Source organism: Roseibium porphyridii, from assembly GCF_026191725.2.
GTDB classification, from domain to species: Bacteria; Pseudomonadota; Alphaproteobacteria; order Rhizobiales; family Stappiaceae; genus Roseibium; species Roseibium porphyridii.
In genome coordinates, this window is sequence record NZ_CP120863.1 from 2,416,685 (window position 1) to 2,432,585 (window position 15,901).

Genomic DNA, 15,901 nt, shown 5'->3' on the forward strand with positions numbered 1-15,901 from the left:
AGCGAAAGACTTAAAGAACCACGACCTTGGTTCCGAGCTCAACGCGATTGTAGAGATCGATGATGTCCTGGTGCCACATACGGATGCAGCCGCTGGACGCATTGGTGCCGATGCTGCTGGGCTGGTTTGTGCTGTGGATGCGATAAAGAGTGTCTTTATTACCCTGCCAAAGATAGAGACCCCGTGCACCGATCGGGTTGCTCGGGCCACCTTCCTGTCCGTCCTTGTATTTCGCCAGGCGCGGTTCGCGCTCGATCATTTCGTCGGGCGGAAACCATTTCGGCCATTTGCGTTTGAAACGGATCACGGCCTCGCCATTCCAGGCAAATCCGGCACGACCGACGCCAATGCCATAGCGGATGGCACGGCCACCAGGCTGGATGAGGTAAAGGAACTTCCTGTTCGGGTCGACAACGATTGTGCCAGATGGGTATTGGGACGGATAAAACACCGATTGGCGCAGATATTTCGGATCGAAATTCTGATATTTGATGCCGGGCAGTGAAAAGCCACCGTCGCGTACAGGCGCATAAGCGGTCGCATAATCAGGCGTTCCGTCGGAGAGCGGCGTCAGGCCCGCTTGAACTGTAGCGCCCTGTTTACTTTGGCAGGCGGCCAGCAGCAGCGGAATTCCAGCAACAAAACTCCGTCGGCTCAATTTTATCGCCATGCTCGCGTCCTTTCCCGGGGGGCCGCCTCTTAGCGGATATCGGTTGTTGTCACCTTAAAACAGCTTTGCGGTCCGCAATCTGGATAAACGGAATACTGAAACGGTCCTCGAAAGCAACACAATTATGGTAAATGACCGATTAACGTCGAGTCCTAAGAGGCTGTTCCAAAATCACAAAAACGCTATTCAGTCCGCCAAAATTCCGGCCAGAAGCTTGCGCGTGGCGGTCTCATAGGCGGTTCTGTCCTCACCTGCTGCAATGGCGAGTGCCGCACGGTCGAAGGCTGAGGAAAGGAGATCGGCTAGCGGCTCGAGCTCGATGCCTTTCAAGTGTCCGTGCTTTGCGCTGTGCTGCAGGCCTTCCAAAAGCGTCGCACCGCCGGTCTCCTTGTCGATTTCCGCCATTTCCGCCACGCCGAGAACGGCGGGCCCTTCCAGCAACATGATTTTGGCGCGACCAGGAACGGACATTGCGGAAAAATAAGCACTTGCACCGGACATGAAAGCGTCGAGTGGGGATTGTCCGGTATCGGTCTCGGCATCTATTTCGGCCGCGATGGCGGCCGCCTCGTGATGGACGAGGGCCCGCATGAGATCCGCCTTGTCCGCAAAGTGATGATAAAGCGCGCCTCTGGTAACGTCCGCAGCCTTCACGATTTCCGGTGTTCCGGTTTCAGCATACCCTTTTTCGACGATCAGAGCACGGGCAGCCCTGAGAAGTGCGTTGCGCGTTTCGGCCCGGCGTTCGGCTTGAGTTCGCCGTGATTTTGCTTCTTGCATACATGCAGCCTGTATGTTAATTGAATTTTACATACAAACTGTATGTCTTTTTATTGATGTTGAAAAGGCCACTCCAATGATCGTGTTTTCGTCGACGTGACGGCGCATTGGTCAGATTGGCAGCGGATACCAGGCAAGGAGATCGGAAGATGAAGTGCACGCAGTATTACCCGGTTCTGATGACATCGAATGTTGCAGAAACTGCGCGGTTCTATCAGGACAACTTCAAATTCAAGGCGGCGTTCGAAGCCGACTGGTATGTCCATCTGCAATCCGAAGAAGACGAAAAGGTCAATCTTGCGGTTCTCAATCAGGACCACGAGACAATTCCGAAGGAAGGAAGGGGCAAAGGAGCAGCTGGAATGCTGATAAATTTTGAAGTGGAAGACGTTGATGCTGTCTATGAAAAAGCCAATGAAAACGGTTTGCCCATCCTGCAGGCCCTACGCGACGAAGACTTCGGTCAGCGCCACTTCATTACCCGTGACCCTAACGGTGTTCTGATTGACGTTATCAAGCCCATACCGCCCAGCCCCGAATTCCTGAAGCAGTTTGCTCCTGAAGCCGTGCCTTCATGACCGATACGGCACAAACCGGAGTTACCGGTCAATCGCATTGGTTTTGAACCAAAGCCTGGTGACAAGAAAACGGCGTGACCGGGGATCGGTCACGCCGCTTTGATTAAATTTCCCTTGGCCGTCAGGACGAAACGGCAGGACAGGAGCTGTTCTGCTCGGCGCGTGACTTCAAGCCCTGGAGGCTTTGCATCGTGTTCGGGTCACCGGGCAAAACGAAACTTTGTTCAAGCGCTGTACGCACGTTGTTTATGACTGCAAGATCCTGAACGGCGAGTGTCTGGCAGGGCGTACCGGTAAATCGGACCCGAATACGAATGACGCGCTGACCGTTGTCTGACGGTCCAAATTCAGAATCGAGTGCCGGGTTCGGACTGGTCATTGGCCTTTCCAGAACAACCATGTTCGGCTGATCCTGAAGCACGACCGTACCCCGTTGCTGTGCGCTGGAGACCAGAGCATTTCGCACGGTGGGCGGGTCGGCGGCAATCGTTACGCTTTGTGCGCCGGCCGGAACGCTAAGCTGCGGTTGGTCAGGCAAACTCGCACGCTGCGAGGATCCTGACTGGCATGCGGCAAGACTAAGCGCGCATAGGCTGGCTAAAAGAAGATGTCGCATGTTCAGTCCTGCATTCAATAGAGCAGCCGATGGTCCCGGCTTCGTCATCACCTAAATCAAGTCATCGCTGAACACAATAAAACTGCGTGTGAGCAACGGCATTCTTGTTTCAACACTGTGTCACAACACTCCTAACGAAGCCTTGTGGCCGGACATGGGCAAAAATGGCAGTCTTTTGAAAATTAGAAACTGTCACCGGTTTTAAATCCTCCGCTGCCAAAGCTTTTGCCGGTCTTGAAACCTCCCTTGAAGGGATCTCTGCGTTTCGTGCGGCGGCCAAAGTCACCACCGAAGCCTCCCATGGATTTTGGAAGTCCGGACCCACCTGGAAAGGCAACGCGGCGGCCTCGCGGTTTGCGGCGCTTGTGTGAGCGCTCGGCTCTCGCCCAGTAATCAGCGCCGGTTATCGCGCCTTTGACCAGCTCACCGAGCAGAACTGTCGTCAGCTTGTCGTCGGAAAAAGTGGATTCCCAGCTTCCATAACCTTTCGAGCGGAACCGTTTGATGACGTCGGAGAGCTCAGCCCGGCGGCGGCTGATGTCGCGTTGCAGCTCGCGGTCCTGCCGGATTTCTCGGGCAACCTGCTCAATCCTGTCCTTCAGATCCTCAATGCGTTGAACAATTTTTTCATCCTCAGGCGAGGGTGTTGCAATTGCTGCCCGCCAGAGGTCATTCAAATCGTCGGCCTGAAGTGAGACAGACAAGTGTTCTTCGGCCTTTTGAAAATCCGCGTCTTCACCGCTGGAAAACTCGGTCAGCGCAGCGGACAGTGTTTCGATCTGACGATCCAGTTTGTCGAGTTGAGCGTCGATCCGGTCAATGTCCTCACTTTGGGTCTCAATCGCCCCGACCAGATCGGTTCCAGCCGCATCCGTCATGGCGTTGCGGCTCATTTCGGCAAGCTTGGTCTGCTCTTCTACGGCTATATCGGCGCAGTGTTCCGCATGGCGGGCCATGCGTTCAGGTATGCCGGTCAACATTGCGTAATTGGCGCGCGCGCCGTCAAACTTGATCAGCCCGGCGACCCACCGGTCCAGTGAGCGCACAAGACCCCGGTGGGTATAGTCTGGAGTTCCATAGCCGCGCTGCCAGAGGTAGATAAACAACGGATCGTCTTCATAGGCCTTGCCCTTTTGCTCACGGTCCGCGTTGGAAGTCTCGGCCTTTGAGGCCGCAGCTTCCGCGGTCGCCTCTGCGGTTTCTGCTCTTTCGCGCTGGGCAAGATACGCCTTGTCGTTTTCCAGGCGGCCGTCGATGGCTTCCATCAGTTCGTCCATCTGGCTTTCTGCCGCATCTCGGGCTTCGTCCAGATCCGACCGTTCCTTTTGAAGCTGTCCACGCTCCGCCTCGCAGCTGCGCAACTGATCAGTCAGCACCTTGTAGTCAGCGTTTCGTTTGTCCAGAAGGCGGCGGGCTTCGCGGGCAGCACTGTCGAGGCGGGTGTTCAGCGCGCCTGCTGCATCTGTGTCCATCCGAAAACGGGCCAGGTCGCGATAGGCCTCGCTCTGACGTTCTTGCAGGTCTGTCATGGCACGGGTCGCGCGTTCGATCCGCTTGGTGAGTTCAGCTTCTTCGCGGCGCAAGTCAGCAAGCGATTGCTCGATCGTCCCCAGGGTCTGACGTCCTGTCAGCATATGCGTATCCCCATCAAGTTCCGATTGACCGCTACCATTGGGTGATTGCTCCGTCCTGTACGCCGCTGCGCCACTTGATATTCAGTTCACCGCGGCGTTTCTCGCCAAGCTTGCCGTTTTGAACGATGCCGTCTTCCAGCTTGTCCTGCCGCACGGCATCATAAATATTCTGCGATACCCGTTGTCCCCATTTGTCGACTGAAACCGCTTCGCTGTTTTCTTCAGAAACGATGCTGCGATTGATGATGTTTCCGTCCGGATCGATCGCTTCAACGACAATGTAGTAGTTTTCGGTCTCCGGATTGGTTTCCGGAATACGGGTGATGCCGGTCGGTACGCCCTGACGCGAAATGATGCGGACTTCAAAGACTTCCTGCAGATTGGCAGCCAGTTGACGCAAGTCGCTTTCGGCCTTGAAGGCGGCATCGTTTTTGCCATCCGACAGGGCCAGTCGACCATCCTCAGCTAGACGCGCCGCTTCTGCCTCGATGTCGGCATTTTCGGTCAAGGCATCAACGCGTCCAACCAGTTCCGAATAGGTTTGGGGAAGCGCATCAATGCGAGCCAACAGATCCGCTTCTGCGCGTTGTTCAGGCAATTTGACCAGGAAATACCAAGCTGCAATGGCAACGACCAGGACTGCAAAGACCCCGACCATCCATTTCGACCAGGTACTGCGGGAGATATAAATCATCGCCAGGGTGCGCGAAAACCCAGCAGCCGGAGGTGAATAGACAAAGCGGTCGCGTTTGAGGTCCTCGACACCTTTTTTGAGGATATGGTCTGGAACTTCGATCCCCTGAGCTGCATAGACCTTGCGCAACCGGTCGATCATTGCGGTGTCGCGTTCATCCGCTTTCAGTTCACGGGCCACCTGACCTTCTTCATGCCGAAGCGTGTCCACCACGTCCATCGCCATCATCAGATCGTCGAGCGGAGCCTCGGATTTGCCTGCCATACGATTGGTTCTTCTTGCGTTGGGCAGGCCGTTTGACCGGCCTGCCGATGCCTTGCGTGTTAAAGTCCCTGGCCCTGGGCCGTCAGTTTCGCCAGCCGCCGTTTTCCGTCCTCGACCGCATTGCGGATTTCTTCGGAGTTCTTGGTCGACATGTCGCGCATTTCCGTAATGATTTCACGGGACTGAACCTGGAAGTTCACAACCGAATCCACCAGCTTTTTGACCGAGGCGGCAGCTACGGTCGGGCCATAACCGGCTTTCAGGGCTTCCTTTTGAACCGCATCGCCAATTTCCGCCAGAGTCTCAAGGCTCTTGTTGATGCCGTCCTTCATGGCATTCAGCGTTTCGGTGGATTCATGCAGGCCTTGAAGACCGGTAAAGGAGGCGTTGAGAGCAGTCAGGACGGATTCGTTGGTCGAAAAGAAGCTGACCGACTGGGCATAAACGCGTTCCTTCGCGTTTGTGGTCTGCACCAATCGAGCCATGATGACTTCGGACGTATTGTAACCAATCGTCAGATTGTCGGAGAGATCCTTGGCAATCTGGTATCTCTTTTCTTCGTCCTGCATCTCGCGCAGTTTTTCATCACGCGTAAGTTCCAGCCAGGCTTTCTGAGCCGGGTCGTCACCGGTATAGGCCTCCACTTCGCTGGAAGACCCCTCAAGTGCGGATTTGGCGACCGACAACTTTTCAGTTGCCATGTTGAGCAACTCAAGCGCCGTTACCTCTGCCTGCTTCAGTGCCCCGCGGAAATCGCGGTAGGCCTCCAGGATAACCTGTTCACGTTCGATCTGGTCTTTGGTTGCGCTGGCCACTTCCTTGTAGGTTCCGCGAATATCGGTGAACCGGTCTGAGATGGTGCCGCGGCGCATGTCGCGCCATTTGTTGGAAAGATTTTCAGTGAAGGAAATCTTGCCGTCCGCAAGCTGGTCAACCAGTGTCTTGGCATCGTCGCGGATCGAGTTGAAGGCCTCGGTGATTTCCTCATAACGCTCACCGATATCCATCTGCTGCACCTGGTTGCGGACCACCTCGTTGAAGTTGGAGGCCTGACCGAGGGTGCGGGAAATTATCAAGACCTTGTCGGGCGACAGGTCGGAGATCTGCTCAAGCAGTGCATTGATAGGCGCATCGCGTTCCGTTTCCGGTGAGATACCGATATCGCGCAACGTTGAAAGCGCGCGATCCAGATATTGAAGGGGGGAAAACCCGCCGGCCGGCGCCGCTGCATTTTCCGGAGTTTCAGGTGCTGCCGCGTCTGTCATATTTGACCTCCTCGAAGGACGGCGTCGATTTTTCTGGTCCAGCGCCGCTTCGTCCTGTTTACGTCGTAAAGGGGCATGTTAGGGCAGGCTTACGCCGCTCTGTCAACGGGTTGGCGGTGGAAACTGGCCAAGTTTGCTCGCCGGGCCAGACCCGTTTGATCCTTTCCATAGGCTGCTTTTGCGACAAGTATGTTTCGTGGATCAGAGTTCCTGCATTTTCACGCTGTGCCGTTCTTGACCTTGTGCTCATGGCTTTGCCACAGAAGAATGCGGTAACAAGTGGTCAGGAAAGACTTTCGGTCTTAAACGGAACAGGTACGCGTTGGCATGGCAAGGTGATGAAACAGATAAAGACTATTGGTTTCTCGCTCCTGTTTGCCTTGCTTTTGGCACTGCAATTATCGGTCTTTTCCAGCTATGCCCAGGAAGCGGGCAGCGACCCGGTTCCTGCTGAACCTTCGGTGCTTGATCTCTTTGAGCGTGCCTCGAATGCGTTGGAGCAAGGTACGGTCTCGACCGCAACACTTGAGCTCTTACGGCAACAGCTCGTCGAGGTGCGTGATAAAAACTCACGCATTGTCGAACATGGCAGCATCGACGCGCAAACACTTGCCGCCCAGTTGCGGGCTCTGGGATCACCTCCTTCGGATGGACAGGATGAAGCTGAGGAGATTGCCGAGAGGCGCAAGGAACTGACGAATGCGCTGGCCGAGGCCAATGCGCCGATCCGCGAAGCAAGGGAAATCACAAACCTTGCCAATGTTCTAATTCGCGAGGTCGACCGGCAAATCAGGTCGATGAAGATCGACAGCCTGTTGACCAATTATCCTTCGCCGCTTGTTCCGGCAACATGGACCAGCGGTTTCCAGGAAATCAACCAATTCTGGCGGCGGTTGCATCGCGACATTCAAGGGGAACTTGAACGCCCCAGCGTTTCGAAAGCACTTGGACAGACTGTACCGACGTCACTGGCACTCGTTGCCTTTGGAATATTCTTCCTTGTCGTTGGGCGCATGCCTATCCATCGCTTCCTGTTGAAACTGAGCGTGCGTCAGGAACGTGGCGGGCGCGCGCTTGCGCTTGCGGTGGTCTACAATCTCAGTTTCCTGGTTTTGCCGGCAATCGGCGCCTTGTCGATCCTCCTCGTCATACCGGTCCTGGACATCTACCCCAACAGCGCTCGAATTGCGCTTACAGCAGCTCCGGTTGTGGCGCTTTTCATGATTATCGCCAATTGGCTGGGTCACACGCTGTTTGCGCCGGGGCAGACCCGTTGGCGCTTGTTGGAGCTTGAGGAACGCGAGGCAAAGCTGGGCTTGCGACTTTGCCAGGGGCTCGGAGCCTTCATGATGGTCGAGGTTGCACTGGAAACGCTGCAGCTTGACAATGCCTTTGGCGACAGCGCGATCTCGGTCTTGTCCGTGCCGCTCATTGTAACCGCTGCGATATTGTTATGGGCATTGGCGGGGATCCTCAGAAACAAGGGTGCGGAAGTTCCCGACGAGACTGAGGAGGCCGAGGAACCGGATGAAGACGAGGAAGCTGAAGAAGCTTCGGTTAAACCACAAGAATCCGGATTTCTGTTGTTCCTCTCCCTTTTGATGAAAGCGTCTGCTTTGCTGGCAGTCAGCGTGACCCTTGTGGGTTATGTGGAACTGGCAAGGGCTGCCATTATTCCCATGATCATGACGGTCGCCCAGTTGGGACTGGGCTTCATGCTCTATCACCTTGCGCAGCTTTTGGTGAAAACTGCGACGGACCGGGATGACGCGGCCCCAACGCCCATTTTGGTGACCATCGGACTGATTGTTCCGCTGGTGGCGATCTTTACGCCGCTAATTGCGCTGACCTGGGGTGCCAGGGCAACGGATATCGCCGATGCCTGGCGATTGCTGATCGGAGGCGTTCAGTTCGGAGACATCCGTCTGTCACTGGATTCTCTGATCGTTCTCGGGGTTGTTTTCGCAATTGGCGTGTTGATCACACGCTGGTTGAAAAATCTGCTGAGGACATCGGTTCTGCCGCAAACGCGCATGGATGTCGGCGCGCAGACCGCGATCGTGACCGGGACCGGATATGTCGGTTTGACGCTCGCGATTCTGGTGGCGGTTTCGACCGCGGGATTGAACCTCTCCAGCCTTGCCGTCGTGGCGGGTGCGCTCTCGGTTGGCATCGGGTTCGGTTTGCAAACCATTGTCTCGAATTTCGTCTCAGGCATCATTTTGCTGATAGAGCGGCCGATCAAGGAAGGCGACTGGATCGAGGTTTCTGGCCATATGGGCTACGTGCGCGACATCTCCGTTCGCTCAACCAGGATAGAAACTTTTGATCGGCATGATGTCATCATTCCGAATTCGGATCTGATCGCCGGCACGGTCAAGAACATGACCTTGAGCAACAAGTCCGGCCGATTGATGCTTCCAATCAGGGTTGCTTTCGGTAGCGACCTGGAGCGGGTGAAGGCCATTTTGATCGAAGCGGCCAGGGGACACTACACCGTTGCGCGCTATCCGGTGCCGTTTGTCCTCTTCATGGGAGTTGGCGAGAACGCATTGAACTTCGAACTGAGATGCTATCTGAAAGACGTCAACAACATACTGACGACGCAATCGGATCTTTACTTCGCAATCTATAATGAACTCGGCAAATCAGGGATCGAAATTCCGATCCCGCAGCGCGATCTGCACATCAAGGATATCGACAAGGTGTTGAATGCCCTGGATGGAAAGGCAAAAACCGATCCATCCCCGGCATCCTGATCGTCTAGACGAGTTCGGCCGCGATACGGGCCGCCAACCGGGCGTTGTTGCGCACAAGGGCAATATTGGTGTCGAGGCTGCGTCCATCAGTCAGGTCGAGTATCGCACCCAAAACGAATGGGGTGACGTCCTTCCCAGTTATATTCCGGGCCTCAGCCTGCCGGATAGCTTCGTCAATAAAGCCCGCCATCTCCGATCCGGGAATTTCATCTGTTTCCGGTACAGGATTGGCGATCAAGACACCGCCATGGTCTGGAAAGTTTTGCCGCATCTTCAGGAGTTGTCCGATGTCAGCGGCAGAGTTGAGCGTATAGGGCGCTTGAAGACCACTGGTTCTGGACCAGAATGCCGGCAATTCCTCGGTGCCATAAGCAATAACCGGGACGCCCTTGGTCTCCAGCACTTCCAGCGTCTTTGGAATGTCCAGAAGAGCCTTTGCACCTGCTGAGACAACACATACGGGTGTGCGTCCAAGCTCATCGAGATCCGCCGACACGTCGAAGGTTGTTTCCGCGCCCTTGTGAACACCACCAATACCGCCGGTCGCGAATACTTTCAGACCGGCAACATGCGCTGCCATCATCGTCGCAGCAACGGTCGTCGCGCCATAGAGGCCGGTGCTGAGCGCAAATGTGAGATCTGCGCGCGAACACTTCATCACGTCTTTGGCTTGCGCCAGGCGATCCAGGTCGCTGTCGGACAGGCCGATCATGATCTTGCCGTCCATCAGTGCGATGGTAGCCGGGACTGCGCCTTCGGCACGAATGTCGGCTTCGACCAACCGAGCCGTTTCGACATTTTTGGGAAAGGGCATCCCGTGCGTGATAATCGTGGATTCCAGAGCAACGATCGGTTTGTTGCTGGCAAGGGCATCCCGGACCTCCGCGCTGTAGACAAGCAGGTCTTTGACTGAGGTGTTAACGTCTGGGCGTGTCACGGAAGTGGCCTCTTGCTGTTTTCGCGGGCGCAGAGCCCTTTTTGTTGTTCGCCGCTCTTATAGGCCCGCACCGATTGCGCGCCAAGTGGGTGGTTTGTCCATTTGGTCAAAAATCTACCAGTGTTTCCCAGGAAAGCGATTCAGCCAACGCGCCAGTGCTTGCAAGGGTCAAGGTGGCTGCCTTCAGGCCAAACGTCACTGCCTCTTCAAGAGCATGTCCCTTGGAAATTGCGGCCAGGCTGGCGGCCGTCAGCGCATCGCCTGCGCCAGTTACATCGGTGACATCCGTTTTTGCCGGTGCAAGTCTGGTAATCAAACCCTTGTTTGAAACCGTAATGCTGGCAGGTCCGTCTGTCAGGACGAAGGATTTCAAACCGGCCTCAACGAGGGCGGAAGAAGTTTCATCCGGATCTGTCGAGATTGGCAATCCGGTCAACGCAGCGGCTTCTCCACGATTGAGGAACAGACAATCAAGGCGAGAGAGCAGGGGGGTCAGTCGCTGGGACTTGGCATTCGAAACCGCATTGGCCATCAGCATGCCCGTCTGGATTTGTGAGGCCAGCGACACAAGCATTTGAGTGGGCAGATTCGCGTCGAGAAACCAGATTGTCCGGTCGTCTGAAATTGCCGCCAGGCGATCAACGATGTCGGCGAAGAGATCGACCGGAGCTTCGGAGAGAATACGGTCATCAACACAGGCGGCCTTCAGCGAACCGTCCGGATCATGGAGTGCCAGATACTGCCCGGTTGAAAATCCCGATCTGTCGACGGTGAAGAGTTTGATCCCTTCGTCACTCAATTGCGCCTTGAGGAGTTGGGCGGGAGCGTCGTCGCCGACAGTTCCGATAAGCTTGGTCTGAACACCCAGTTTTGCAAGATTACGGGCGACATTGGTTGCCACTCCGCCGGGCTTTGCGTGAAAGCGGGCCGGGGTGGACGTTTCGGGCCGGATCGCTTCAGCTCCGTGCGCAATCGTATCGTAGTGAATTGCACCAAGTGCAATAACAGTGCTTTCGGAGGACGAGGACACGCCGGATTACTTCTCCAGAGATCGGCCGGGATGGCGGGTGATGAGACACTGGACAAGCGGGCTAACAGATCGAACCTGATGCGGCAACTCCTGGCCGCAGGATCAATTGATTCTCCAGGCTCAAGGGCTCACAGCAGCGGGAACTGAAATAGTTACGTAGCGTTAGTTTTAAAGGCCGTCATGAGAACATATTGGAAACAAACATGCATTTCTGTTTTAATACCAATCGGTTTCGCCGACTTGTCAAGTGAGAACAAAAAGTGTACAAAGCTCTCATTGAAACGGCACGTCCATCGTGGAATAAGGAGCGTGAACCATGTCACAAAGTACACTTCGTCTCGTAGAAAGCAGCCAGATGGATAAGACAAAAGCGCTGGATGCAGCGCTGAGCCAGATCGAAAGAGCCTTTGGTAAAGGCTCCATCATGCGTATGGGTCAGAGGCAAGCTGTCGAGATACAGTCTGTCTCAACCGGGTCGCTCGGTTTGGATATCGCGCTGGGTATTGGCGGGCTGCCGCGTGGACGTATCGTTGAGATCTATGGTCCGGAATCGTCCGGTAAGACCACGCTTGCACTTCACACAGTTGCCGAGGCCCAGAAGAACGGCGGCATTTGTGCCTTCGTTGATGCAGAGCACGCGCTGGATCCTGTTTATGCCCGCAAGCTCGGTGTCGATATCGACAACCTTTTGATCTCCCAGCCAGACGCTGGTGAGCAGGCGCTTGAGATCTGCGACACGCTTGTCCGTTCCGGGGCAATTGATGTTCTGGTCATCGACTCCGTTGCAGCTCTGACCCCCAAGGCAGAGCTGGAAGGGGAAATGGGTGACAGTCTTCCGGGCATGCAAGCGCGCCTGATGAGCCAGGCGCTTCGCAAGCTGACAGCATCGATTTCCAAGTCGAACTGCATGGTTATCTTCATCAACCAGATCCGGATGAAGATCGGTGTCATGTTCGGCTCGCCCGAGACAACGACGGGCGGTAATGCATTGAAATTCTATTCCTCGGTTCGTCTTGATATCCGTCGCATCGGCGCAATCAAGGATCGGGACGAGGTGGTCGGAAACCAGACGCGCGTCAAGGTGGTCAAGAACAAGCTTGCGCCTCCTTTCCGGCAGGTTGAGTTCGATATCGTCTATGGTGAAGGTGTTTCCAAAACCGGTGAACTGATCGACCTTGGTGTTAAAGGCAATATTGTCGAAAAGTCCGGGGCCTGGTTCTCCTATAACAGTCAGCGGCTTGGCCAGGGCCGTGAAAATGCCAAACAGTTTCTGAAGGATAATCCGGAGATTGCTGACGAGATTGAATTGGCAATTCGCCAGAATGCGGGACTTATCGCAGAAGCAATCATCGACCCGGAAGGCGGTGCAGAAGAAGACGAGGATTGAGTTTCCTTTCCTCTGCTCCCTGAAGCCTTTCGCAGTCGGGACTATGTCTGATAAGCAAAATGTGGAACCCCTCCTTGACGAACAAGGAGGGGTTTTGTTGTTTCGTCGTTGCATTTGCCTTCAGCACGGTCAGAAGATTTCCGGTCGCGACGTTCAAATCCGCCGGTTCTCAGAGCGTGCGTCCTCGCAACTGCTGGACAGGTTTGTAGGTCAAAGTTAAAAGGCTGTTCCGGCCGGTACCCCAATCTGGGGGCCTGCAATTTTTGAAAGCCAATTAACTGGCCCGCATCCCCGGGCTCAGACCGATGTGAGACCCGTATGACCGGCGTAAACGAAATTCGCACCGCCTTCCTGGACTACTTCAAGAAGAACGATCACGAGGTGGTCGCCTCCGGTCCGCTGGTACCGCGGAACGATCCGACATTGATGTTTGCGAACGCGGGAATGAACCAGTTCAAAAACGTTTTCACAGGTTTGGAAAAACGGGATTATCAGCGTGCAGCGACATCGCAAAAGTGTGTGCGCGCAGGCGGAAAGCATAACGACCTCGACAATGTCGGGTATACCGCACGCCATCATACGTTTTTCGAAATGCTCGGAAACTTCTCCTTTGGTGACTATTTCAAGGATCGGGCTATTGAGCTGGCGTGGAACCTGATCACCAAGGAGTATGGTCTACCGGCGGACAAGCTGTTGGTGACGGTTTATGCCGAAGACGATCAGGCGTTTGATCTTTGGAAGAAGATTGCCGGTCTTGGCGACGACAAGATCATCCGCATTCCGACCTCTGACAATTTCTGGTCCATGGGCGACACCGGCCCGTGTGGTCCGTGCTCGGAAATCTTTTACGACCACGGCGACCATGTCTGGGGCGGTCCTCCAGGAACACCAGAGGAAGATGGCGACAGGTTCATCGAGATCTGGAATCTGGTTTTCATGCAGTATGAACAAACGCCTGAAAAACGTCTCAACCTGCCGAGCCCGTCAATCGACACCGGAATGGGAATCGAGCGCATTGCAGCGGTCATGCAAGGTGTTCACAACAACTATGACATCGATCTTTTCAGGGCATTGATTGCTGCCTCCGAAAACGCGACCGGTGTTGATGCGGAAGGGGATGCGCTGGGCAGTCACAGGGTAATTGCCGATCATCTGCGCTCGACCAGCTTCCTGATTGCCGATGGTGTTTTGCCATCCAACGAAGGCCGCGGATATGTGCTGCGCCGGATCATGCGCCGTGGAATGCGCCATGCCCATCTTCTGGGAGCAAGCGAACCGCTGATGCACAAGCTGGTGCCAGCTCTTGTACGAGAAATGGGTCGGGCCTACCCGGAACTTGGCCGGGCAGAAGACCTGATCACTGAAACACTGAAGCTGGAAGAAACGCGCTTCCGTAAAACGCTTGAGCGGGGCCTTGGCTTGCTCGACAGCGCTACGCAGGATCTCTCAGCTGGCGGTGAGCTCGATGGGGAAACGGCATTCAAGCTCTATGACACTTATGGTTTCCCGCTTGATCTGACCCAAGACGCTCTGCGCGCAAGAGAAATTTCCGTCGACACGGACGGGTTTGACACAGCCATGGAGCGCCAAAAAGCAGAAGCGCGTGCTGCATGGTCCGGTGCCGGCGGTGCGGCGACAGAGACGATCTGGTTCGCCATGAAGGAAAAATACGGCGCGACCGACTTCTTGGGCTACGAGACCGAGATTGCCGAAGGGGTCGTTGCGGGCCTTGCGTCTGAGGACGCTGAGGTGGCTGAACTGACAGCTGGCCAGAATGGTTTCATGGTGCTGAACCAGACGCCGTTCTACGGCGAAAGCGGTGGACAGGTCGGCGACACCGGCGTGGTTCTGACAAATGGTGTCAGAGCAACCGTCACGAACACCCAGAAAAAAGCCGACGGCCTGTTCGTTCACTCCGTTACGGTGGAAGAGGGGACGTTGGTACCCGGTCTTGCGCTTGAGCTGAAGGTGGATCACGGCCGACGCACCGGGATCCGCGCCAACCACTCGGCAACGCACCTTGTCCATGAAGCACTGCGCGAAGTCCTGGGAAATCACGTTGCACAGAAAGGTTCGCTGGTCACACCGGAGCGGCTTAGGTTTGATTTTTCTCATCCTAAGCCCATGAGTGATGAGGAACTGTCGACTGTTGAGACCTATGCCAACGAAATCGTGCTTCAAAACGCGTCGGTCGACACGAGGCTGATGGCAGTCGACGATGCGATCGAGGCCGGCGCCATGGCCCTGTTTGGTGAGAAATACGGCGAAGAAGTGCGCGTTGTTTCGATGGGGACAGCGCTGCACGGTGCCAAGGAAGGCAAACCCTATTCGCTTGAATTGTGCGGTGGCACCCATGTGAACCGCACTGGTGATATCGGGCTGGTCACGCTCGTCTCTGAAGGAGCGGTTGCGGCAGGCGTGCGTCGGATAGAGGCACTGACCGGTGCTGAGGCAAGAACCTACCTGGATGCACAGGACAAGCGTATGCGTGAGGTTGCCGGTATCCTGAAGACGTCTGCCGATGACGTGCCCGGCCGCGTAGCGCAGCTGGTGGAAGAGCGTCGGCGCCTGGAAAAAGAACTGGCCGATGCCAAGAAGAAACTTGCCATGGGTGGCGGTGGCTCGGAAGGCGCGCCGGTCAAGGACGCTGGTGCCTACAAGCTGATGGCGCGCACGGTCGAAGGCATCAACCCCAAGGATCTGAAGGGCATGGCTGATGATGCCAAGGCTCAGCTCGGTTCGGGGGTCGTTGTTCTGATCAATGTGGCCGACGATGGCAAGGCTGCAATTGTCACAGCGGTTACAAAAGACCTGACCGACAAGGTCAGTGCTGTTGATCTGGTGAGGCTCGGATCAGAAGCCCTTGGCGGACGCGGAGGCGGCGGACGGCCCGACATGGCACAGGCCGGTGGGCCGGATGGTTCCAAGGCGGAAAGCGCAATTGGTGCGATTGAAAGCCATTTGTCGGCTTTGTAGGTCTTGCCGGAACGACTGCTGAAAATGAAAAAGCGTGCCAATGGGCACGCTTTTTTCATGAGAAAAAGTCTTGTGATGGGTTTTAGTCAGTGAACCATTGCAACAGCTGCAAGAGAGGCGGCTGCCAGCAAGGTGGATACCAAAAGCATTTTCAGTACGACATGGTGCGGCGAAGTCTCCGCAGCTCTAGCCTTGTCAGTTTCGATAGTCATGTTCGTCTCCTTATTGAGTGTTTTGCTTACCCTTCTAAAGATGGGGGCTGCGACAAATTTGCCCAATCACGTTGATACCATTTTAGCTCACGGCTTCGC

At 55.5% G+C, this 15,901-nt stretch carries 13 protein-coding genes; 4 read left to right on the forward strand and 9 right to left on the reverse strand.

The window, feature by feature from the left end; genetic code table 11:
- Positions 1-10: 10 nt before the first annotated feature.
- Both K1718_RS11280 and K1718_RS11285 read right to left on the reverse strand, forming a co-directional pair.
- The gene (locus K1718_RS11280) at positions 11-670 is read right to left on the reverse strand and encodes a L,D-transpeptidase (protein WP_152501011.1); all 660 of its coding nucleotides are present in this window, start codon (positions 668-670) and stop codon (positions 11-13) included.
- Positions 671-856: 186 nt separating this feature from the next.
- Positions 857-1,450, reverse strand: coding sequence for a TetR/AcrR family transcriptional regulator (locus K1718_RS11285; protein WP_152501012.1), 594 nt, complete (start codon positions 1,448-1,450; stop codon positions 857-859).
- A 149-nt stretch (positions 1,451-1,599) separates the two neighbouring features.
- Between K1718_RS11285 and K1718_RS11290 the strand changes: the two genes are divergently transcribed.
- Entirely contained in the window at positions 1,600-2,028 is a 429-nt protein-coding gene (locus tag K1718_RS11290; protein WP_265684464.1) for a VOC family protein, read from the forward strand.
- 121 nt (positions 2,029-2,149) lie between these two features.
- Here K1718_RS11290 and K1718_RS11295 read toward each other — a convergent pair whose 3' ends face one another.
- From K1718_RS11295 to K1718_RS11310, 4 genes are all read right to left on the reverse strand, one after another.
- Positions 2,150-2,644: a hypothetical protein gene (locus tag K1718_RS11295; protein ID WP_152501014.1), complete on the reverse strand. Its 495-nt coding sequence runs from the start codon at positions 2,642-2,644 to the stop codon at positions 2,150-2,152.
- Between the two features lie 182 nt (positions 2,645-2,826).
- Entirely contained in the window at positions 2,827-4,278 is a 1,452-nt protein-coding gene (locus tag K1718_RS11300; RefSeq protein WP_265684465.1) for a coiled-coil domain-containing protein, read from the reverse strand.
- A 31-nt stretch (positions 4,279-4,309) separates the two neighbouring features.
- Positions 4,310-5,236 (reverse strand): DUF6384 family protein, encoded by a 927-nt coding sequence (locus K1718_RS11305; RefSeq protein WP_152501016.1) that lies wholly within the window; start codon positions 5,234-5,236, stop codon positions 4,310-4,312.
- Positions 5,237-5,295: 59 nt separating this feature from the next.
- Complete coding sequence (locus K1718_RS11310; protein WP_265684466.1) at positions 5,296-6,501, reverse strand: cell surface protein; 1,206 nt, start codon at positions 6,499-6,501, stop codon at positions 5,296-5,298.
- A 248-nt stretch (positions 6,502-6,749) separates the two neighbouring features.
- Between K1718_RS11310 and K1718_RS11315 the strand changes: the two genes are divergently transcribed.
- The gene (locus tag K1718_RS11315) at positions 6,750-9,260 is read left to right on the forward strand and encodes a DUF3772 domain-containing protein (protein ID WP_265684467.1); all 2,511 of its coding nucleotides are present in this window, start codon (positions 6,750-6,752) and stop codon (positions 9,258-9,260) included.
- Positions 9,261-9,264: 4 nt separating this feature from the next.
- Here K1718_RS11315 and K1718_RS11320 read toward each other — a convergent pair whose 3' ends face one another.
- Positions 9,265-10,197: a pseudouridine-5'-phosphate glycosidase gene (locus K1718_RS11320; protein ID WP_265684468.1), complete on the reverse strand. Its 933-nt coding sequence runs from the start codon at positions 10,195-10,197 to the stop codon at positions 9,265-9,267.
- 106 nt (positions 10,198-10,303) lie between these two features.
- Positions 10,304-11,227 (reverse strand): PfkB family carbohydrate kinase, encoded by a 924-nt coding sequence (locus K1718_RS11325; RefSeq protein ID WP_265684469.1) that lies wholly within the window; start codon positions 11,225-11,227, stop codon positions 10,304-10,306.
- Positions 11,228-11,543: 316 nt separating this feature from the next.
- On the opposite strand from K1718_RS11325, the gene recA reads away from it, so the two are divergent.
- On the forward strand, positions 11,544-12,614 hold the full coding sequence (gene recA / locus K1718_RS11330; protein WP_152501020.1) for a recombinase RecA: 1,071 nt from the start codon (positions 11,544-11,546) through the stop codon (positions 12,612-12,614).
- Between the two features lie 318 nt (positions 12,615-12,932).
- Complete coding sequence (alaS, locus tag K1718_RS11335) at positions 12,933-15,590, forward strand: alanine--tRNA ligase (protein WP_265684470.1); 2,658 nt, start codon at positions 12,933-12,935, stop codon at positions 15,588-15,590.
- Positions 15,591-15,676: 86 nt separating this feature from the next.
- Here the strand turns inward: alaS and K1718_RS11340 are convergent, their stop codons facing one another.
- On the reverse strand, positions 15,677-15,802 hold the full coding sequence (locus K1718_RS11340) for a hypothetical protein (RefSeq protein WP_256366685.1): 126 nt from the start codon (positions 15,800-15,802) through the stop codon (positions 15,677-15,679).
- Positions 15,803-15,901: the final 99 nt, after the last annotated feature.

Excerpts from the sequence above, each read along its gene's own strand:
- K1718_RS11280 (WP_152501011.1), bottom strand. The coding sequence starts at position 670 with ATGGCGATAAAATTGAGCCGACGGAGTTTTGTTGCTGGAATTCCGCTG.
- K1718_RS11305 (WP_152501016.1), bottom strand. The coding sequence starts at position 5,236 with ATGGCAGGCAAATCCGAGGCTCCGCTCGACGATCTGATGATGGCGATG.
- K1718_RS11295 (WP_152501014.1), bottom strand. The coding sequence starts at position 2,644 with ATGCGACATCTTCTTTTAGCCAGCCTATGCGCGCTTAGTCTTGCCGCA.
- K1718_RS11285 (WP_152501012.1), bottom strand. The coding sequence starts at position 1,450 with ATGCAAGAAGCAAAATCACGGCGAACTCAAGCCGAACGCCGGGCCGAA.
- K1718_RS11290 (WP_265684464.1), top strand. The coding sequence starts at position 1,600 with ATGAAGTGCACGCAGTATTACCCGGTTCTGATGACATCGAATGTTGCA.
- K1718_RS11340 (WP_256366685.1), bottom strand. The coding sequence starts at position 15,802 with ATGACTATCGAAACTGACAAGGCTAGAGCTGCGGAGACTTCGCCGCAC.
- recA (WP_152501020.1), top strand. The coding sequence starts at position 11,544 with ATGTCACAAAGTACACTTCGTCTCGTAGAAAGCAGCCAGATGGATAAG.
- K1718_RS11315 (WP_265684467.1), top strand. The coding sequence starts at position 6,750 with ATGGCTTTGCCACAGAAGAATGCGGTAACAAGTGGTCAGGAAAGACTT.
- K1718_RS11300 (WP_265684465.1), bottom strand. The coding sequence starts at position 4,278 with ATGCTGACAGGACGTCAGACCCTGGGGACGATCGAGCAATCGCTTGCT.
- alaS (WP_265684470.1), top strand. The coding sequence starts at position 12,933 with ATGACCGGCGTAAACGAAATTCGCACCGCCTTCCTGGACTACTTCAAG.
- K1718_RS11310 (WP_265684466.1), bottom strand. The coding sequence starts at position 6,501 with ATGACAGACGCGGCAGCACCTGAAACTCCGGAAAATGCAGCGGCGCCG.